Genomic DNA, 21016 nt, shown 5'->3' on the forward strand with positions numbered 1-21016 from the left:
TAGCCCCGGGCACTGACAGTGCGGGCCGGGGGCGGGGTGCGGGCCCCGAGGTCTCAGACCAGGTCGGAGGGCAGCAGGGAGGCGATCCAGGCGTCGTGGAAGACGCCGCGCTGCTCGGCGTACGAGCGCAGGGTGCCCTCGAAGCGGTAGCCGGCCTTCGCGGCGACCGCACGGGAGCCCTCGTTGCCGACGTAGGCCTGCCACTCCAGGCGGCGCAGGCCGAGCTCGCGCAGGCCGAAGAGGGAGACGGCGCGGGCGGCCTCGGTGGTGTAGCCGCGGCCGCGGAACTCCTTCACGGCCCACCAGCCGATCTCGGCGGAGCCCGGGTCGTGGGCGCGCAGGACGAGCCCCTGGGACCCGACCAGGGCGCCGGACTCGCGCTCGAACACGCACCAGATCCGGTTCGCTCCGGTGCGCCAGCCCTCGATGGCGAGATCGCGCACGAAGAACTCCGCGTCCTCGCGCCGGTACGGAGACGGAACGACCGTCCAGCGCTGGATCTCCGGATCCTGGCACGCCGCGAAGACGGCGTCGACGTCGGATTCCTGCGGGGCGCGCAGGACGAGCCGCTCGGTGGTCAGGACGACCGGTTCGGTGCTGGTTTCTTCCATGAACGGATTATTTCGCCGGGTGAGGCGGCCGGGCATCCGAATATCCCGCCGGTCCGCCCGCCCGGCAGGAGGCCGATTCCGGGGCTCGCCGACCGTTTTGCCCCGGTGGGCGGTGCTATCGGGCCATGTGCCCGCGGGGGTGACACGGGAATACCGTGCTGACGCACCTCCCGGGGGGTTGGACTCCTCGCATACGATGGCCCGTGCGGTGGGGTGACCCACCGTGCAGTCGTCCAGTGCCAATACAGGCAAGGAGCCCGCTCACGTGTCCGTCTTCGACAAGATCCTGCGCGCCGGCGAGGGCAAGATCCTTCGCAAGCTGCAGCGGATTGCTGCCCAGGTCAACTCCATCGAAGAGGACTTCGTCAACCTCACCGACGCCGAGCTGCGCGCACTGACCGACGAGTACAAGCAGCGGCTCGTCGACGGCGAGAGCCTGGACGACATCCTCCCCGAGGCGTTCGCCACCGTCCGCGAGGCCGCCAAGCGCGTGCTCGGCCAGCGGCACTACGACGTCCAGCTGATGGGCGGCGCCGCCCTGCACTACGGGTACGTCGCCGAGATGCGCACCGGTGAGGGCAAGACCCTCGTCGGCACCCTGCCCGCGTACCTGAACGCGCTGACCGGCAAGGGCGTCCACCTGATCACGGTCAACGACTACCTCGCCGAGCGCGACTCGGAGTGGATGGGGCGGGTGCACCGCTTCCTCGGCCTCGAGGTCGGCGTGATCCTGGGCAGCATGACGCCCGTCGAGCGCAAGCGCCAGTACGGGATGGACATCACGTACGGCACGAACAACGAGTTCGGCTTCGACTACCTGCGCGACAACATGGCCTGGTCGCAGGACGAACTCGTCCAGCGCGGCCACTACTTCGCGGTCGTCGACGAGGTCGACTCGATCCTGATCGACGAGGCCCGCACCCCGCTGATCATCTCCGGCCCGGCCGACCAGGCGACCAAGTGGTACGCCGACTTCGCCAAGCTGGTGCAGCGCCTGAAGATCGACCGCGACTACGAGGTCGACGAGAAGAAGCGCACCGTCGGCATCCTGGAGGACGGTGTCAGCCGGGTCGAGGACTACCTGGGCATCGACAACCTCTACGAGTCGGTGAACACCCCGCTGGTCGGCTTCCTGAACAACGCCATCAAGGCGAAGGAGCTGTACAAGCGGGACAAGGACTACGTCGTGATGAACGGCGAGGTCATGATCGTCGACGAGCACACCGGCCGCATCCTGGCCGGCCGCCGCTACAACGAGGGCATGCACCAGGCGATCGAGGCCAAGGAGGGGGTGGAGGTCCAGAACGAGAACCAGACCCTGGCCACCATCACCCTGCAGAACTTCTTCCGCCTGTACGACAAGCTCGCGGGCATGACCGGTACCGGCACCACCGAGGCCGCCGAGTTCCACCAGATCTACAAGCTCGGCGTGGTGCCGATCCCGACCAACAAGACGCCGCTGCGCATCGACCAGCCCGACCTGATCTACAAGTCGGAGCCGGCCAAGTTCGCCGCCGTGGTCGAGGACATCGCCGAGAAGCACGAGAAGGGCCAGCCGGTGCTGGTCGGCACCGTGTCGGTCGAGAAGTCCGAGTACCTGTCGCAGGAGCTGCGCAAGCGCGGCATCCCGCACGAGGTGCTGAACGCCAAGCACCACGAGCGCGAGGCGCAGATCGTCGCGCAGGCCGGCCGCAAGGGCGCCGTCACCGTCGCCACCAACATGGCCGGCCGTGGTACCGACATCATGCTCGGCGGCAACTCCGACCACCTCGCGGCGGCCGAGCTGGCGCAGCGCGGGCTGACCCCGACGGACACCCCGGAGGAGTACGAGGCCGCCTTCCCGGCCGCGCTGGAGAAGGCCAAGGCCTCGGTCAAGGCCGAGCAGGACGAGGTCAAGGAGGCCGGTGGCCTCTACGTCCTGGGCACCGAGCGGCACGAGTCCCGCCGGATCGACAACCAGCTGCGCGGCCGCTCCGGCCGTCAGGGCGACCCGGGCGAGTCCCGCTTCTACCTGTCGCTGGGCGACGACCTGATGCGCCTGTTCAAGGCCGGCATGGTCGAGCGCGTGCTCTCGATGGCCAACGTCCCGGAGGACGTGCCGATCGAGTCCAAGATGGTCACCCGCGCCATCGCCTCCGCGCAGACCCAGGTCGAGCAGCAGAACTTCGAGATCCGCAAGAACGTCCTCAAGTACGACGAGGTGCTCAACCGCCAGCGCGAGGTCATCTACGGCGAGCGCCGCCGGGTGCTGGAGGGCGAGGACCTCCAGGAGCAGGTCGGCCACTTCATGGACGACACCGTCGAGGCGTACGTCCGGGCGGCCACCGGTGAGGGCTTCGAGGACGACTGGGACCTGGAGAAGCTCTGGACCGCGCTCAAGCAGCTCTACCCGGTCACCCTGGACCTGGAGGAGCTGGAGGAGGAGGCCGGCGGTCAGGCCGGTCTGACCCCCGAGTTCCTGATCAAGTCCATCCAGGAGGACATCCAGGGGCAGTACGGCGCCCGCGAGGACCAGCTGGGCGCTGAGATCATGCGCGAGCTGGAGCGCCGGGTCGTGCTGTCGGTGCTGGACCGCCGCTGGCGCGAGCACCTCTACGAGATGGACTACCTCCAGGAGGGCATCGGCCTGCGGGCCATGGCGCAGCGCGACCCGCTGATCGAGTACCAGCGCGAGGGCTTCGACATGTTCACCGCGATGATGGAGGGCATCAAGGAGGAGTCCGTCGGCTACCTGTTCAACCTGGAGGTCCAGGTCGAGCAGCAGGTCGAGGAGGTCCCGGTCGAGGACGCCCAGGTGGTGCTCGACAAGCTGGAGAAGGACGCCGCCCGCCCGGAGATCAAGGCCAAGGGCCTGGAGGCCCCGAAGCCGCAGCGGCTGCACTACACGGCCCCGTCGGACGAGGTCGGCGGCGGTGTCATCGAGGGCGACTTCGAGGACCTCGCGCCGGAGGACGAGGGCGACGGGCTGACCCGCGCCGAGCGCCGCAAGGCCGCGAAGTCGGCCAAGGGCCGTCGCCGCAAGGGCTGAGCCGGCCGCCGGACACCAGCCAGGACGCCACGCAGGGCGCCGTTCCCGGACCGGGACGGCGCCCTGCGCCGTCGTGTACCGCCGGGGGTGCGGCGGGGCGCTCACCGGGCCTCCACGGCGGTGCACTGCCACTGCCCGGCCGGGCCGCGCTGCTCCAGCCGGAAGGCCACCACGTGGTGGCGCCGGCCGAGGTCGACCCGGACGCAGGCCTCGACCGCGTCCGGGGCGGGCGAGCGGTCGTGCACCGGGCCGAGCCGGGGCCGGTTGGCGGGGCCGCCGCGGCGCAGCGCTCCGGCCCGGACCAGCGAGGCGAGCTGTCCGTAGCCGGCCAGGCTGGTGTGCCGCATCAGTTGGCCGGAGGGCCGTGCGCCGGTGAGCACCTCGACCAGCCGGTGGGCGAACCGGGCGGCCAGCGCCCCGGAGTCGGGCCCGGGGGAGTCGGGCCCGGGGGAGTTGGGTCCGGGGGAGGTGGTGCAGGCGGCGCGCGGGTGGCGCGGCCGGCGGCCGGCCGGGTCGCAGCCGCCGGTGTCGCGCGGACGGCGGTGCGGGTGTGCGGTGGGACGGGCGGTGAACCGGACGGTCACGGCGTGGCTCCTCGGCTGGGTGGTGCGGGTACGGACGGGTCCAGGCTGGAGGCGTCCGGCGTGGGGCGGCAACGGGTTTCCGGGATGCCCGGGGCAGGCTTTGGAGTTCACCTATCCGGGGGAACCGGCCAGTGCGGCGACGGGCCGGACGGGCCCGTCGGCGGCGCCCGGTTGACGTGCGGGGACGGACCGTACGGCCCGAAAGGGGACGTTCCGACTGGGCGGACCGGGTGGCGGCGCGCGGCCGCCGCGTTGCGCCGTACCGGCCCGGAGCGCACCATCGGACCCTGACCGGGAGCGGACGGCCGGGCTCCCACGACGAGGGGTGGCCGGTATGGCGACACGGGTGGCGGCGGCGTCGGCCGCGGGCACCGCTCCGCCCGCCGCGGGCGGTCCCCGGCGCGGCCTGGTGCTGGGCGGCGGCGGGATGCTCGGCGCGGCGTGGACGGTCGGTGCGCTGTGCGCCGTCGAGGAGGCCACCGGGCGGCAGCCGGGCGAGGCCGACGTCCTGCTCGGCACCTCGGCGGGCGCGATCCTCGCCGCGATGCTGGCCGGCGGCGTCCGCCCCGAGCACCTGCGCGACCACCAGCGCGGCCTGCCGGTCACCGAGGGCCCGCTGGCCGGGGTGGCCTTCGACTACGACACCGCCGTCGGCGGTGCGCTGCCGCCCCGCCCGCGGGCCGGCATCGGCTCGCCGGGGCTGCTGCGCGACGCCGTCCGGCACCCGCGCGAGTACCCGTTGCTGACCATGGTCTCGGCGCTCGCACCGCACGGCCGGGGCTCGCTGGCGCCGGTCGGCGAGCTGGTGCGCGGCCTGCTCGGCGACACCGGACCGCTCGGCGGCGGTGGAGCGGCCGGCGACGACGGCCGGCCGGAGCCCGGCGGCGGGGGATCGCCGGTGCGGGTGGTGGCCGTGGACTACCGCAGCGGCCGCCGGGTCGTCTTCGGCGACCCGGGCGCCCCGGCCGTCCCGGTGCCCGACGCCGTGATGGCCTCCTGCGCGATCCCCGGCTGGTTCGTGCCGGTGCGACTGGACGGCTCGGCGTACGTGGACGGCGGCTGCTGGTCCGCCACCAACGCCGACCTGATGCTCGGCCGGGGGCTGGACGAGGTGCACGTGCTCGCCCCGATGGCGCTGCGGCTGGACCCCCGGCCGGGGCGGGCCGGGCGGCGGGGCGGGCTCGCGTCCGGCCGCGACACCCTGGCCGCCCTGCGCGAGTGGCGCGCCCGGGAACGCCCCCGCGGCGTGCTCGCCCAGCTGGTGAGCCGCTACCGCCACGCCGTCACCCGGCAGCTGCTGCGCGAGGCCGCGCTGCTGCGGGACGAGGGTGTCCGGGTGCTGCTGCTCGCGCCGACCCCGGCGGACCTCGCGGCGATGGGCCCGAACATGATGGACCCGGCCCGCCGCGGCGCGGTCCTGGAGAGTGCCCTGCGCACCGGCCGGGAGGCGCTGCGGCCCCGGCGGTGAGGGCCCGACCCGGGACCGGCGGCGATCACGGGCCGTCCGGCGGCGCCTATTCTTGGGGCGCTGGAGTCTTGGGGCGCCGGAGAATCCGTGCCGCTGGACGAACCCTGCTGGACGAACCGGAGAGTGCCACCGATGCGCGTGTACGTGCCCACCACCCTGACCGGCCTGGCGGCGGCGCGCGAGGGCGGCGCCCTGGATCAGTCCGCCGCGTACGCCGTGACGCCCGCGCTGCGCGAGTGGTACGTCAGCGACGACCTGGAAGAGCTGGAGTACGCGGCGCTGAACCGGGCCGCGCAGTCCTCGCTGCGGCTGCTGGCCGCCGACCCGCAGGCCCCGTGCCGCCGGGTGGTGGTGGCGCTGGACGTGGCCGACGCGTCGGTGCGGCCCTTCCCCGGGGACGAGTACCAGGACCAGGCCTCGCTCGGCCGGGTGGTTCTTGCCGGCCCGGTGCGGCTGGCCAAGGCGGCCGCGGTGCACGCCGACGTGGCCGACGACGAGGTGGTCACGGACGTGGCGGCGGCGGTGGCGGCGGTGGCCGCGGCCGACGCGGGCGACCAGGACGCCCAGTTCACCGTGGACGGCGCGGAGGACCACGACCTGCTCTGGTACGCGACCCAGGAGATCCCCGCCCTGCTCGCGTGAGGTCCGTCCTTCCGGCGTGTCACCCGGTCGGGTTACCGTTTCACCCTGTGCGCACTCACATCGTTTGGGACTGGAACGGCACGCTCTTCCACGACATGGAGGCGGTGCTCGGGGCGAGCAATGCCGCGTTCGCGACCGTCGGCATCGAGCCGATGAGCCTCCAGGAGTACCGAGAGCAGTACGAGATCCCGATCCCCCGCTTCTACCAGCGCCTGCTCGGCCGGATGCCCTCCGCGCAGGAGTGGCTGAGGCTCGACGACGCGTTCCACGACCGCTACCGGGAGCTCAGTTCCTCCTGCGGGCTGACCGAGGGCGTGCGCGAGCTGATGGACGGCTGGCGGGCGGCCGGGAACAGCCAGTCGCTGCTGTCGATGTACGAGCACGACGCGCTGCTGCCGCTGGTCGACACCTTCGGCCTGACCGGCGGCTTCCTGCGGGTGGACGGCCGCAGCGGCCCGTCCGGCGGACAGAAGGCGGAGCACCTGACCCGGCACCTGGCGGCGCTCGGTGAGCGGGTGGACCCGGCCCGTACGGTGCTGATCGGCGACGCCGCGGACGACGCCGTGGCGGCGCTCGGCGCGGGCGCCCACGCGGTGCTCTACGCCGGCGGTTCGCACACCCGGGAGAAGCTGGAGCCGGTCGGCGTCCCGGTGGTGGACAGTCTGGCCGAGGCGGTCGAGCTGGCCGGCCGGATCGCGGGCTGAACCCCGGGCCCTCCCGCCGTCCCGGGCCGGACCGCGGGCCGCCGGAAGCGGGCGGACGTGGCGGGCGCCACCTGCGCCGTCCGCGGGTATGTAAGGGCGGTTGGCGCCCCGGGTGGGGCTGGAGGTGGGACACCCGACCAGCCGCCAGGACGGAGCCACCATGCCCATCGACGCAGTCACCGAGGTCCCGGTGCCGGTCAACGAGCCGGTGCACGCGTACGCGCCCGGCAGCCCGGAGCGGGGCCGGCTGGTCCGGCGGCTGGACGAGCTGGCCGCCGAGCAGGTCCCGCTGCCGATGACCATCGGCGGCGAGCAGCGTTTCGGTGGCGGCGAGCGGATCGACGTCGTCCAGCCGCACCACCACGCCGCCAAGCTGGGCGTGCTCGGCAATGCCACCCGGGAGGACGCCCGGGCGGCGGTGGACGCGGCGCTGGCCGCCGGGCGGCAGTGGCGCTCGCTCTCCTTCGACGACCGCGCGGCGGTCTTCCTGCGCGCCGCCGACCTGCTCGCCGGCCCCTGGCGGGAGACGCTCAACGCGGCCACCATGCTCGGCCAGTCCAAGACGGCTCAGCAGGCGGAGATCGACTCCGCCTGCGAGCTGATCGACTTCTGGCGGTTCAACGTCCACTTCGCCCGGCAGATCCTGGCCGACCAGCCGGCCTCCTCTCCCGGCGTGTGGAACCGCACCGACCACCGCCCGCTGGAAGGTTTCGTCTACGCGGTCACCCCGTTCAACTTCACCGCGATCGCCGGCAACCTGCCCACCGCCCCGGCGCTGCTGGGCAACACCGTGGTCTGGAAGCCCGCGCCGACCCAGACCCTGGCCGCCTACCACCTGATGCGGCTGCTGGAGGCGGCGGGCCTGCCGCCCGGAGTGATCAACCTGGTGACCGGCGACGGCCTCCAGGTCTCCCCGGTGGCGCTGGCCGACCCGGCGCTCGCCGGGCTGCACTTCACCGGCTCCACCGCCACCTTCCAGTACCTGTGGCAGACCATCGGCGCCAACATCGGTGGCTACCGCACGTACCCGAGGATCGTCGGCGAGACCGGCGGCAAGGACTTCCTGCTGGCCCACCGCTCGGCCGACCCGGAGATCCTGAGGACCGCGCTGATCCGCGGCGCCTTCGAGTACCAGGGCCAGAAGTGCTCGGCGCTCTCCCGCGCCTACCTGCCGCGCAGCCTCTGGCAGCGGATCAAGGACGACTTCCTGGCCGAGGTGGACGCGCTCGCGGTGGGCGACGTGACCGACCTGTCCAATTTCATGGGCGCCCTCATCGACCGGCGCGCCTTCGAGCGGAACCGGGACGCCATCGACCGGGCGAAGGCCGATCCGACGATCGAACTGGCGGCCGGCGGACAGTACGACGACGCGATCGGATGGTTCGTCCGGCCGACCGTGCTGGTCTCCTCCGACCACCGGGGCGAGATCTTCCGGACCGAGTACTTCGGCCCGATCCTCGCCGTCCACGTCTACGAGGACTCCCGCTGGGACGACGTGCTCCGCCGGGTCGACGACGGCGCCCCGTACGGACTGACGGGCTCGGTGATCGCGCAGGATCGTTACGCCATCGCCCAGGCCGTCGAGGAGCTGCGCTTCACGGCCGGGAACTTCTACATCAACGACAAGCCCACCGGGGCCGTCGTCGGCCAGCAGCCCTTCGGCGGCGGCCGGGCCTCCGGCACCAACGACAAGGCGGGCGCCGCGCAGAACCTGCTCCGCTGGACCTCCGCACGGTCGATCAAGGAGTCCTTCGTCCCGCCGACGCACCACGGCTACCCGCACATGGGCTGAGAGTGAACACCGGACTCCGGTTTGGACAAGGTGTCCAGGACGGACCCGACTTCCTGCGGGTTTGCGCCTACCTGTCCCTGTCCACCTTCGATTGATCCGGTTAGGCTGGCTGGCGTCGTCGGGTGGCTGCAGGACGAATGAGTCGTCCTACCCGCTGGGAGGACGTTTCATGCGTGCCATGAGCCCCTTTCAGTCGGATGGTGCGGCAGGATTGCGGTGACCCGTCGGTGTACATCCACACACCACCGAGTCACGCAACGGCGCGCGACAGGAGCCAAGAAGTCATGCAGACCAAGCTGGACGCAGCCAAGGCCGAACTGCTCAAGAAGGCAGCCGCAGCCGCTGAGAACAGCCAGGTGGGGGGAGCGGCGCCGGGGGAGGGTCTGAGCAATGGCGCTCTGACCGCGTACCTGCACCACTACTACCTCCACACCGCGCCCGAGGACCTGGTCGACCGCGACCCGGTCGACGTCTACGGCGCGGCCGCCTCCCACTACCGGCTGGGCCTCAAGCGCCCGCAGGGCACCGCCGAGGTGCGGGTCCACACCCCCTCGGTCGAGGAGAACGGCTGGTCCTGCGGCCACACCGTGGTCGAGGTCGTCACCGACGACATGCCCTTCCTGGTCGACTCCGTCACCAACGAGCTGTCCCGCCAGGACCGCGCGATCCACATCGTGATCCACCCCCAGCTGGTCGTCCGCCGTGACATCACCGGCAAGCTGCTGGAGATCCTGGACGTCGACGCCTGCTCCCGCAGCCAGGCCGCCGGCGCCGACTGGCCGGCCGACGCGACCGTCGAGTCGTGGATGCACATCGAGGTCGACCGCGAGACCGACCGCGAGGACCTGCGCTCCATCGAGGCCGACCTGCGCCGCGTGCTCGGCGACGTCCGCGAGGTCGTCGAGGACTGGGGCAAGATGCGCGAGAGCGCGCTGCGCCTGGCCGACGAGCTCGCCGAGCAGCCCCCGGCCGGCCTGCCCGAGCAGGAGGTCGGCGAGGCCTGGGAGCTGATGCGCTGGCTCGCCGACGACCACTTCACCTTCCTCGGCTACCGCGAGTACGACCTGGTCGAGCACGAGGGCGAGGAGGTCCTCAAGGCCGTCGCCGGGACCGGCCTCGGCATCCTGCGCGCCGACCCGCACAGCCACGACGACGCCCACCACGCGGTCAGCGAGGCCTTCGGCCGGCTCTCCGCGCCGGTGCGCGCCAAGGCCCACGAGAAGAAGCTCCTCGTGCTGACCAAGGCCAACAGCCGGGCCACCGTGCACCGCCCGTCCTACCTGGACTACGTCGGCGTGAAGAAGTTCAACGCCGCCGGCGAGCCGATCGGCGAGCGCCGCTTCCTCGGCCTGTTCTCCTCCGCCGCCTACACCGAGTCGGTCACCCGCATCCCGGTCGTGCGCCGCAAGGTCCAGGAGGTGCTGGAGGAGTCCGGCTTCTCCAGCGAGAGCCACGACGGCCGCGACCTGCTCCAGATCATGGAGACCTTCCCGCGGGACGAGATCTTCCAGACCCCGGCCTCCGAGCTGCTCTCCATCGCGACGAGCGTGCTCTACCTCCAGGAGCGCCGCAAGCTGCGGCTGTTCCTGCGCCAGGACGAGTACGGGCGCTACTTCTCGGCGTTCATCTACCTGCCGCGCGACCGCTACACCACGCGCATCCGGCTGCTGATCACCGACATCCTCAAGGAGGAGCTGAACGGCGCCACCATCGACTACACGGTGTACGCCACCGAGTCGGTGCTGACCCGCCTGCACTTCGTGGTCCGGGTCGCCCCGGGCACCGAGCTGCCGCACCTCTCCGACACGGACATCGAGCGGATCGAGAACCGGCTGGCCGAGGCCGCCCGGTTCTGGATGGACGGCTTCCACGACCAGCTGCACACCGAGCTGGGCGAGGAGAAGGCGGCCGAACTCGGCCACAAGTACGCCAACGCCTTCCCCGACGGCTACCGCGCCGACTTCCCGCCGCGCACCGCCGTCGCCGACATCAAGCAGATCGAGTCGCTGCACGGCGAGGGCGACTTCCGCCTCAACCTGTACCAGCCGGTCGGCGCCGGCGACGACGAGCGCCGCTTCAAGATCTACCGGGTCGGCGGCCCGATCTCGCTCACCGAGGTCCTGCCGGTGCTCCAGCGCCTGGGCGTCGAGGTGCTGGACGAGCACCCGTACGCGCTGCGCCGCTCCGACGGCACCACCGCGTGGGTCTACGACTTCGGCCTGAAGCTGCGCGAGGCCACCGAGCTCACCGACGAGGCCCGCGAGCGCTTCCAGGAGACCTTCGCCGCCACCTGGACCGGCAAGGCCGAGAACGACGGCTTCAACGAGCTGGTGCTGATCGCCGGGCTGACCTGGCGCCAGGCGATGATGCTGCGCACGTACGCCAAGTACCTGCGCCAGGCGGGCTCCACGTTCTCCCAGGACTACATGGAGGACGCGCTCCGCAACAACACCCACACCACCCGCTTGCTGGTCAACCTGTTCGAGGCCCGGCTGAGCCCGAGCCACCGTTCGGGCGCCCTGGAGCTGACCGAGGGCATCCTGGAGGAGCTGTCCGGCGCGCTCGACGAGGTCGTCTCGCTGGACGAGGACCGCATCCTGCGCTCCTTCCTGAACCTCATCAGGGCCACCCTGCGGACCAACTTCTTCCAGCGCACCGCCTCCGGCGAGTGGCACTCCTACGTGTCGATGAAGTTCGACCCGAAGGCCATCCCGGACCTGCCGGCCCCGCGCCCGGCGTTCGAGATCTGGGTCTACTCGCCGCAGGTCGAGGGCGTCCACCTGCGCTTCGGCAAGGTCGCCCGCGGCGGCCTGCGCTGGTCCGACCGGCGCGAGGACTTCCGCACCGAGATCCTGGGCCTGGTCAAGGCGCAGATGGTCAAGAACACCGTCATCGTCCCGGTCGGCGCCAAGGGCGGCTTCGTCGCCAAGCAGCTGCCGGACCCGACGGTCGACCGCGACGCCTGGCTGGCCGAGGGCGTCTCCTCGTACAAGACCTTCATCTCGGCGCTGCTCGACATCACCGACAACCTGGTCGGCGGCGAGGTCGTGCACCCGGCCGACGTGGTCCGCCACGACGAGGACGACACCTACCTGGTCGTCGCCGCCGACAAGGGCACCGCGACCTTCTCGGACATCGCCAACGGCGTCGCCGAGTCCTACGGCTTCTGGCTGGGCGACGCGTTCGCCTCCGGCGGCTCGGCCGGCTACGACCACAAGGGCATGGGCATCACCGCCCGCGGTGCCTGGGAGTCGGTCAAGCGCAACTTCCGCGAACTCGGCGTCGACACCCAGACCGAGGACTTCACCGCCATCGGCATCGGCGACATGTCCGGTGACGTCTTCGGCAACGGCATGCTGCTCAGCGAGCACATCCGCCTGGTCGCCGCCTTCGACCACCGCCACATCTTCCTGGACCCGAACCCGGACGCGGCCTCCTCGTACGCCGAGCGCCGCCGGCTGTTCGAGCTGCCGCGCAGCTCCTGGGACGACTACGACAGGTCGCTGATCTCGGCCGGCGGCGGGGTGTACCCCCGGTCAGCCAAGGCGATCCAGCTGACCCCGCAGGTCCGGGCCGCGCTCGGCGTCGAGGCGGCCAAGCTGACCCCGGCCGAGCTGATGCGGGCGGTCCTCCAGGCCCCGGTCGACCTGTTCTGGAACGGCGGCATCGGCACCTACGTCAAGGCCTCCACCGAGACCAACGCCGAGGTCGGCGACAAGTCCAACGACGCCATCCGGGTCAACGGCGAGCAGGTCCGCGCCCGGGTCATCGGCGAGGGCGGCAACCTCGGCTGCACCCAGCTCGGCCGCATCGAGTACGCGGCCACCGGCGGCCCGGAGGGCACCGGCGGCTGGATCGACACCGACGCGATCGACAACTCCGCCGGTGTGGACACCTCGGACCACGAGGTCAACATCAAGATCCTGCTCAACCAGGTCGTCGCCGAGGGCGACATGACGGTCAAGCAGCGCAACGTCCTGCTGGCCGAGATGACCGACGAGGTCGGCCACCTGGTGCTGCGCAACAACTACGCGCAGAACGTCGTGCTGGCCAACGCCGTCGCCCAGGCGCACAGCATGGTCAACGTGCACGCCCGGATGATCAGCCGCTTCGAGTCGGCCGGCCAGCTGGATCGCGGCCTGGAGTTCCTGCCCACCGAGCGCCAGATCCGTGAGCGCCAGCAGAACGGCCGCGGCCTCTCGCAGCCCGAGATGTCCGTCCTGCTCGCGTACACCAAGATCATCCTGGCCGAGGAGCTGCTGGCCACCGAGCTGCCGGACGACCCGTTCTTCCGCAGCGCGCTGCACGAGTACTTCCCGAGCGCGCTGCGGGCGAAGTTCGCCGACGCGATCGACAACCACGCGCTGCGCCGCGAGATCATCACCACGCTGATCGTCAACGACACGATCAACCGCGGTGGCTGCACCTTCGCCTTCCGCCTGAAGGAGGAGACCGGCGCGACCTACGAGGAGATCGCCCGGACGCACACCGCCGCGCGGGCCGTCTTCGACCTGGAGCCGATCTGGGCCGAGATCGAGGACCTGGACAACAAGGTCCCGGCCCGGGTGCAGACCAAGATGCGCCTGCACTCGCGGCGCCTGGTCGAGCGCGCCACCCGGTGGATGCTCAACAACCGCCGCCAGCCGCTCGACATCGCCGGCACCATCGAGTTCTTCCACGACCGCGTCAACCAGGTCTGGGCCTCGCTGCCCAAGCCGCTGCGCGGCGAGGACCTGACCTGGTTCGACTCCGTGTACGGCGAGCTCGCCGCGGCCGGGGTGCCGGAGGAGCTGGCCACCCGGATCGCCGGCCTCTCCTCGGTCTTCCCGACCCTGGACGTCGCCGAGGTCGCGGACCGCTCCGGCAAGGACGTCGCCGAGGTCGCCGACCTCTACTACGACCTGGGCGACCGGCTCCAGATCTCGCACCTGCTCGACCGCATCATCGAGCTGCCCCGCACCGACCGCTGGTCGTCGATGGCCCGGGCCGCGATCCGCGAGGACCTCTTCGCGGCGCACGCGGCGCTGACCGCCGACGTCCTGGCCTGCGGCGCCGAGGGCGCCACCCCGGAGGAGCGGTACACCGCCTGGGCCGAGCTCAACTCGACCCTGCTGAACCGCGCCAAGAGCACCCTCGACGACATAAGGGGTTCGGACAACTACGAGCTGTCCAGCCTCTCGGTCGCGATGCGCGTCATCCGCACCCTGCTGCGCACCGGTTCGATGCGCTGACGGACGGCTGTACCGGAGGGGCCCGCGTCCACGGACGCGGGCCCCTTCCGCATGCGCGGCCGCCGTGTCCGAAGGGCCGCCGATTCCGGGGTGTGACGGCGCAATCACCCTGCGCGCGAATCGAAGTGTGGTCGGGACGTGTCCCTGTGGTTAACGCGGCGTCACGAATGCCGTCATTTCTTGTCAGAGTTCCCAGCAAGTCGTGGAATTTCGCCCCAACTGCCCTTTTTGGTATCTGTTCTGACATGGCATGAGTTGCAGTAGGCTGACTCCGCGATAGGCGTCGCCGCAGGTCTCGTGCCGGAATGCACTTCGATGTGATGTGACATCAGGTGCCTTTCGGGGAGGTTCGGGCCGCCAGTCCCATTCGCGTTTCGGGGCCCGGACCGGCTCCACGCGATGCCACCTGAAGAGAGTTTCATGACGTCATTTGTGCAGGAACCCTTTTTCTGGGTCTTCATCGTGGTGATGCTCGCAGCCGTCGGAGCGGCCCTCCAGGCCCGCAGGACGAACCTCGCCCTGCGGCGGCGCAACGCCTCCCTGGAGGAGACGAGCGCCCTGGCACAGCGCCGGAGCGACGAGCTCGCCGCGCTGCACGACCATCTGCAGGGCCAGCACGCGTCCGAGCTGACCGCCGTCCGCCGGGACGCCGAGGAGGACACCAAGGCCGTCCTCAAGGCGGCGATGCGCACGCTGCAGGGCCTGGCCGACGAGCAGCAGGTCGTCATCGACAAGGTGCAGCGGAAGTACGGCGACAGCCCGCAGATCCTCGCCGACCTGATGACGATCGACCACACAAACAGCCAGTTCGGCCGGCGCGCCCAGGGCATCGCGGTGCTCTGCGGCGGCTGGCTGGGCCGCCGCGAGAGCGTCGCCTCGGTCTACGACGTGGTCCGCAGCGCCCAGGGCCGTATCCGGCACTTCGACCGGGTGCGGATCCACTCCCGGGTCAGCGTCTCGCTCGCCAGCAAGGTCGTCGAGCCGGTCGCCGTGGTGCTGTCCGAGCTGCTCGCCAACGCGACCAACTACTCCGCCCCGGACACCCCGGTGGAGGTCAGCGTCCAGGCCGTCCCCACCGGCGTCTGCCTGATCATCGACGACGCCGGCCTCGGCATGGGCCAGGAGGAGAAGGACCGCGCGGCACTGCTCCTCAACCCGGGCGCGCCGATCGGCCTCACCAGCCTGGGCAACCCCCCGAAGTTCGGCTTCGCCGTCTCCGGCATGCTGGCCGCCCGCTACGGCTTCCGGGTCTCCGTCGACTCGGTCTCCCCGTACGGGGGCGTGCGCGCCGTGGTGCTGTTGCCCGCCGAACTGCTCAGCAGCGAGGTCGCGGCCCCGCCCGTCGCCGAGCACACCGACTACACCGGCTACCAGGCCCAGGCCGCGCCGGTGGAGCAGCCCGCGCAGTCCTGGGCGCCGGGAGCCGGCCAGCGGCTGGTGTCGCTGTCCGAGCCGGCGGCGCCCCTGGCCCCGGTGCCGGCGCCGTACGCGGCGACGGCGGGACCGGAGACCACCGCGGACGGACTGCTGCCCCGGCGCCGCCGCCAGCGCCCCGTGTCGGTCGTCCCCAACCCGCTGGACCCCGGTCGGGCCGAGGAGCCGGTGCGGAGCACCGGCCAGTACACGCCGTCCCGCCTCGGCGCGTTCCAGCGCGGCACGCTGTCCGGGCGCAACACCATGACCACGGAAGGAACCGAGATCCAGTGAGCCGTGATCTTTCCTGGGTGCTCAACGACGTACTCCAGGTACCCGGCGCCCGGCACGCCATCCTCGTCTCCGCCGACGGCCTCCTGCTCGAACGCTCCAGCGAGATCGGACGCGACGAGGCGGAGACCAACGCCGCCGCGATGAGCTCGATGCAGTCGCTGAGCCGCGCGGTCGCCCCGTTCGTCGGCGGAGGCGGCGGGCTCTGGCGCCAGACCCTGCTGGAGTACGACCACGGCTGGATCTTCCTGATCGCGGCCGGCAGCGGCGCGTACCTGGCCGCCTCCACCGCCCCCGACGTCGACATGGAGGCGATGTCCTTCCGGATGCAGCAGCAGGTGGGCGCGCTCGGACGGGCGATGTCGGCGGCGCCGCGCCAGAGCACGCTCAGCGGCTCATGACGGCCGGCGGCGAGGAACAGCGGGTCACCGGCGGCTTCATCCGCTCCTACGTCATCACCGGTGGACGCGAATTACCGAATGCGGACGACCTCTCTCTGATCACCTTGGTCACCATCGCGCCCGAGCAGGACCTCCCCGCCCTGCCGAGCCCGGAAACCCGGGCGATCTGGGAGCTGTGCTCCGGCGGCTACCTCTCGGTGGCCGAGGTCGCGGCCCGGCTGGAGCTGCCGGTCGGGGTCGTGAGGCTGCTGCTGACGGACCTGATCCGGGAGGGACGGCTGCTGCGCCGGTCGGCCCCGCCCCCGGCCCAGGCCCCGGACCCGAGACTACTGGAGAAGGTACTGCATGGACTTCAACGCCGGTTCGCCTGAGGACATCTACGTCCCCGGCGCGGTGACGACCGCTGTCAAGATCCTGGTCGTGGGGCACTTCGCGGTCGGCAAGACCACGCTCATCGGGGCGCTGTCGGAGATCGCCCCGCTGAGCACCGAGGAGAGCATGACGCAGGCGTCCATCCGCGTCGACGACCTCCGTGGCGTACCGGACAAGAAGACCACGACCGTCGCCCTGGACTTCGGCCGGCTGACCCTCGGCGACGACCTGGTGCTGTACCTGTTCGGCACGCCGGGACAGCAGCGGTTCATGCAGCTCTGGGAGGACATGGCGCGGGGGGCGCTGGGCGCCCTGCTGCTGGCCGACCCGACCCGCCTCGCGGACACCTTCCCCGTCATCGACCTGATCGAGCAGTACGGCCTGGAGTACGCCGTGGCGGTCAACAGCTTCGACCGGCAGAGCGACTACACCGAGGACCAGCTCCGCGAGGCGCTCGACCTGCTGCCGCACACGCCGGTGGTGTTCTGCGACGCGCGGGACCAGCGGTCCTCGGCCGACGCCCTGCTGACGCTCGTCCGGCACCTGCTCGAACGCGCCTCCTGACCTCCCCCACGCCTTCCTCTCCTCACGCCTCCCGGGTTCGCACCCGCCCGGGGCCACCCCCAAGGAACGACCCATGGAATCTCTGCAGCGACCCGTCCCGCAGTCGCCTCCGCCGGGCTGCCCGATGCACGTCGGCGTGAGCACGCCGCTCTACGGGGAGATGTTCTCGGCCGACCCCGACGCGGTCTACGACAAGCTGCGCGCCCACGGTCCCGCCGCGCCGGTGGAGTTGGCCCCCGGGGTGGACGCCACCCTGGTCACCTCGCACGAGGCCGCCCTGCGGGTGCTGCAGAACCCGGGGATGTTCGCCCGGGACTCGCGGCGCTGGGCGGCGCTCAACGAGGGCCGGGTGCCGATGGACAGCCCCGTCCTGCCGATGATGTTCTACCGGCCCAACTGCCTCTTCACGGACGGCGCCGAGCACCTGCGGCTGCGCAAGGCCGTCACCGAGAGCCTGGACCGGCTCAACGACAACCGGCTCAACCGGCACGTCGAGCGGATCGCCGGCTACCTGATCGACCAGTTCAGCGCGCTGGGCCGGGCCGACCTGCTGAACGACTACGCCAAGCTGCTGCCGCTGCTGCTGTTCAACCAGCTGTTCGGCTGCCCGGCCGACATCGGCGACCGGCTGACCCGCAGCATGTCCGCGCTCTTCGACGGCCTCGACGTGATCCAGGCCAACGAGGAGCTGACCTCCTGCCTGATGGACCTGGTCGCGCTGAAGCGCCGCCAGCCGGGCGACGACATCACCTCCTGGCTCATCCAGCACCCGGCCGGCCTGCGGGACGAGGAGCTCAAGGACCAGCTGGTCATGCTGATGGGCGCCGGCGTCGAGCCCGAGCGCAACCTGATCGGCAACGCGCTGCTCCTGCTGCTGTCCGGCGAGGGCGGCCCCGGACTGCGCATCGAGGACGCCCTCGACGACGTGCTGTGGAACAACCCGCCGATCGCCAACTACGCGACGCACTACCCGATGCAGGACCTCAACCTGGGCGGCGTCCCGATGGACGCCGGCAGCCCGGTGGTGATCAGCTTCGCCGCCGCCAACAGCGACCCCGCGCTCACCGACGCCCGGCTGACCCTCAGCAAGGGGGCCCACCTGGCCTGGGGCGCCGGCCCGCACGCCTGCCCGGCCAAGTCCCCGGCCCAGCTGATCGCCCTGAGCGCCATCGAGTGCCTGCTCAACGCGCTCCCGGACGTCACGCTCGCGGTCCCCGCGGAGCGCGTGGAGTGGCGGCCGGGGCCGTTCCAGCGCGGCCTGGTCTCGCTGCCGGTGCGGTTCAGCCCGGTGGCCGCCCGCACCGCGCGGCCGGTCGCGGACCCCGTCCCGGCCCCGGCACCGGTCGGCTCCGAGCAGGCGCCGGCGTACCCGCAGCCCGCCGCCGCCGCGCCCGCCCGGGCGCCGCAGAAGAAGGGCTGGTGGAGCTCCTTCCTGGACGTCTTCCGGGTCTGACTCCGGGCCCGGCTCCGGGTCCGATTCCGGGCCCGGGCGTCCGGGGCCCCGGGGATCCCGCTCCGACGCGCCGCCGGAAGCCGGCCGGTCACCGCGAGGTGAACGGCGTGCGACGGCGGTGCAGTACGTGACGTGGGCAACACGGATCGACGCTTGAGCGCGCTGTTGCTGGGTAGTACGCCGCCGTACTGCCCGCCCGCGTGTTGAAGGAGCCCGTGTGACCGCCATGTTGGAAGCCCGCCCCGCGGAGTCGGAGCGCCCTGACGGAAGGGCCGACCGTCGTGCCGCCGTACCGCTGCTGCGGAGGCTGCGGTCGGCCGAGGGGCTCGCCGATCCGAGCCCGGTCTACGACGAGCTGCGGGAGCTCGGCGACCTCGTTCCGGCGCCCTGGGGCGGCTACCTGGTCACCGGCTACGAAGCGTGCGACCAGGTCCTGCGCGGCAGGACCTGGCTCGTCCCGGACTTCGCCTGGCAGGAGCGGCAGAGCGGGACGGACCGCTGGGAGGCCGTCGCCACCCAGGAGATGAGCCGGACCCTCTCCCGGCTCAACGCCCCCGAGCACACCCGGCAGCGGCGCAGCCTCGGGAGCCTCTTCGACCGGAACACGCTGCGGGACATGGCGCCGGAGATCGAGGCCGACGTCACGGGGCTGCTCGACCGCCTGGCCGAGCGAATACGGACGGACGGCGAGGCGGACTTCGCCACCGTGGTCGCCGAGCAGCTGCCGATCGGCACCGTCGGGCGCTGGCTGGGCATCGCGCCCGCGGACTACCCGCACATCCTGACGATGACCCACAACCAGGTGCATGCCCAGGAACTGCTGCCCACCAAGAGCCAGCTGGCGGTCTCCGAGCAGGCCACCATGGACCTGCGCGAGTACTTCACCCGCCTCGTCCGGGAGCGCCGCGAGAACGACGGCGACGACGTGATCGCCGGCTGGATCCGCACCTGGGACGGGCTGGAGTCCGACCGCGAGGCCACCGACCGGATGGTCTACCAGCTCACCATGTTCGTCACCATCGCCTCGCTGGAGACCACGGCGACGCTGCTCTCCTCGCTGGTGTGGCAGCTGCTGCAGTCGCCGGGCAGGTGGGAGTGGCTGCGGGAGCGGCCCGAGCACATCGACGAGGCGATCGACGAGGCGCTGCGCTACGACCCGCCGATCCGCGTCAACAGCCGCGTCGCGGGCGAGGACACCGTGCTGGCCGGAACGTTCCTCCCCAAGGACACCATGGTCCATGTGATGTACGGCGCGGCCAACCGCGATCCGCGCCGCAACCCGGACCCGCACACCTTCGACCCGCTCCGCCGGGGCACCCACCTCACCTTCGGCGGTGGCGCCCACTACTGCCTCGGCGCGGGCCTGGCCCGGCTGGAGGCGCGCGCCCTGCTCGGCCGGCTGCTGGAGCGCTTCCCGACGCTGCGGGCGGTGAGCCCGCCGGAGCACGCGCCCCGGATGGTCTTCCACCGGGTGACGTCCCTGAGAGTGGCCGCATGAACGTCTCCTCGCAGGCTCCCCAGTACCACCCGTACGCGATGCGGCCCCCGTACCCGGCGAACCCCCCGGCGCCCACCGGCTGGTACGCCCAGCCCGAGCCGGCACCCGCTGTGGCACCCGAGCCGGCCCCCGGGCCCGCGCCGGTCCGTACGGTCCGTTCCGAGCTCCGGGGAGCGGTGCTCCACGTCGAGCTGGACAGCCCGGAGACCGGGAACGCCGTCACCTCCGCCATGCTGGACGAACTCCTCGCCGTCCTCGCCGTGCCCGACCCGGCCGTGCGGGTGATCGTGCTGTCCGCGGCGGGCCGGGACTTCTGCCTCGGCGGCGACCGCGAAGAACTCCTCGCGGGCCTGGACGAGGACCCGACCGGCGGCCGGATACGGAGCTACGGAGACAAGGCCCGCCGGGTCTGCGACGCCCTCACCAACAGCCCCGCCGTGACCGTCGCACGGGTCCAGGGCCGGGCGACCGGCGCCGGCTTCGCCCTGGCGCTCGCCTGCGACCTGCGGGTCGGCGCCGACAACGCCGTCTTCCGGCTGCCCGAGCTGGCCCTGGGCCTGCCCGTCGCCTGGGGCGGGCTGCTGCCCCGCCTGCTCCACGAGGTCGGCGCGGCCCGGGTCCGGGAGATCATCCTCACCGGCCGCCCGGTCGGCGCGGTGGAGGCGCGGGAGCTCGCCATCCTGCAGCGGGTCGTCCCCGAGCAGGACCTGGACGGGGCGGTGGACGAGTGGGCCAGGCCCGTCACGCGCCGCCCCGAGGCCGCCCTGCGGGTCACCAAGACGCTGCTCGCCTCGCACGCGTCGGCCACCCGGCTGTCCGACGCCTCCGTGCTCGACTCCGAGCTGATGGCTTCCGTCCTCGCCGCCGCCCACTACGCCCGCGGCCTCGCCACCCGGCCCCCGGTCGACTGACCGGCGTGCGCGAAGGGGCCCGCGTCCTCACGCGGGCCCCTTCCGTGCGTGGG

15 protein-coding genes are annotated in these 21016 nt (G+C 72.0%); 13 read left to right on the top strand and 2 right to left on the bottom strand.

Features of this window, described 5'->3' with window-relative positions; translation table 11 throughout:
• Positions 1-53 precede the first annotated feature (53 nt).
• Positions 54-611 (bottom strand): GNAT family N-acetyltransferase, encoded by a 558-nt coding sequence (locus ACWGJO_RS04120; RefSeq protein ID WP_452182038.1) that lies wholly within the window; start codon positions 609-611, stop codon positions 54-56.
• A gap of 265 nt (positions 612-876) precedes the next feature.
• On the opposite strand from ACWGJO_RS04120, the gene secA reads away from it, so the two are divergent.
• Positions 877-3639, top strand: a complete 2763-nt coding sequence (gene secA, locus ACWGJO_RS04125; protein WP_452182039.1) for a preprotein translocase subunit SecA — start codon at positions 877-879, stop codon at positions 3637-3639.
• A gap of 101 nt (positions 3640-3740) precedes the next feature.
• Here secA and ACWGJO_RS04130 read toward each other — a convergent pair whose 3' ends face one another.
• Entirely contained in the window at positions 3741-4223 is a 483-nt protein-coding gene (locus ACWGJO_RS04130) for an Rv3235 family protein (RefSeq protein ID WP_452182040.1), read from the bottom strand.
• 334 nt (positions 4224-4557) lie between these two features.
• Here ACWGJO_RS04130 and ACWGJO_RS04135 point away from each other — a divergent pair, with 334 nt between their 5' ends.
• The 12 genes from ACWGJO_RS04135 to ACWGJO_RS04190 all read left to right on the top strand — a co-directional run bounded on the left by ACWGJO_RS04135 (position 4558) and on the right by ACWGJO_RS04190 (position 20963).
• Complete coding sequence (locus tag ACWGJO_RS04135; RefSeq protein ID WP_452182041.1) at positions 4558-5691, top strand: patatin-like phospholipase family protein; 1134 nt, start codon at positions 4558-4560, stop codon at positions 5689-5691.
• Positions 5692-5823: 132 nt separating this feature from the next.
• Positions 5824-6333 (top strand): DUF6912 family protein, encoded by a 510-nt coding sequence (locus ACWGJO_RS04140; RefSeq protein WP_359908538.1) that lies wholly within the window; start codon positions 5824-5826, stop codon positions 6331-6333.
• Between the two features lie 47 nt (positions 6334-6380).
• Positions 6381-7037, top strand: coding sequence for an HAD family hydrolase (locus ACWGJO_RS04145; protein ID WP_452182042.1), 657 nt, complete (start codon positions 6381-6383; stop codon positions 7035-7037).
• 166 nt (positions 7038-7203) lie between these two features.
• Positions 7204-8829 (top strand): L-glutamate gamma-semialdehyde dehydrogenase, encoded by a 1626-nt coding sequence (gene pruA, locus ACWGJO_RS04150; protein WP_452182106.1) that lies wholly within the window; start codon positions 7204-7206, stop codon positions 8827-8829.
• 284 nt (positions 8830-9113) lie between these two features.
• A complete protein-coding gene (locus tag ACWGJO_RS04155; protein ID WP_452182043.1) occupies positions 9114-14060 on the top strand; it encodes an NAD-glutamate dehydrogenase in 4947 nt (1648 codons plus the stop codon).
• A 420-nt stretch (positions 14061-14480) separates the two neighbouring features.
• On the top strand, positions 14481-15767 hold the full coding sequence (locus tag ACWGJO_RS04160; RefSeq protein WP_452182045.1) for an ATP-binding protein: 1287 nt from the start codon (positions 14481-14483) through the stop codon (positions 15765-15767).
• Positions 15764-16165, top strand: a complete 402-nt coding sequence (locus ACWGJO_RS04165; RefSeq protein ID WP_359908526.1) for a roadblock/LC7 domain-containing protein — start codon at positions 15764-15766, stop codon at positions 16163-16165. Before ACWGJO_RS04160 ends, ACWGJO_RS04165 begins: the two co-directional genes overlap by 4 nt.
• Entirely contained in the window at positions 16162-16536 is a 375-nt protein-coding gene (locus ACWGJO_RS04170; protein ID WP_387694779.1) for a DUF742 domain-containing protein, read from the top strand. Before ACWGJO_RS04165 ends, ACWGJO_RS04170 begins: the two co-directional genes overlap by 4 nt.
• Complete coding sequence (locus tag ACWGJO_RS04175; protein WP_359908521.1) at positions 16511-17101, top strand: GTP-binding protein; 591 nt, start codon at positions 16511-16513, stop codon at positions 17099-17101. Before ACWGJO_RS04170 ends, ACWGJO_RS04175 begins: the two co-directional genes overlap by 26 nt.
• Before the next feature lie 73 nt (positions 17102-17174).
• Positions 17175-18554, top strand: coding sequence for a cytochrome P450 (locus tag ACWGJO_RS04180; RefSeq protein ID WP_452182046.1), 1380 nt, complete (start codon positions 17175-17177; stop codon positions 18552-18554).
• 226 nt (positions 18555-18780) lie between these two features.
• Complete coding sequence (locus ACWGJO_RS04185; RefSeq protein ID WP_452182107.1) at positions 18781-20052, top strand: cytochrome P450; 1272 nt, start codon at positions 18781-18783, stop codon at positions 20050-20052.
• A 38-nt stretch (positions 20053-20090) separates the two neighbouring features.
• Positions 20091-20963, top strand: a complete 873-nt coding sequence (locus ACWGJO_RS04190) for an enoyl-CoA hydratase/isomerase family protein (protein ID WP_452182108.1) — start codon at positions 20091-20093, stop codon at positions 20961-20963.
• Positions 20964-21016: the final 53 nt, after the last annotated feature.

It is taken from the genome of Kitasatospora sp. NPDC054795 (assembly GCF_053611565.1).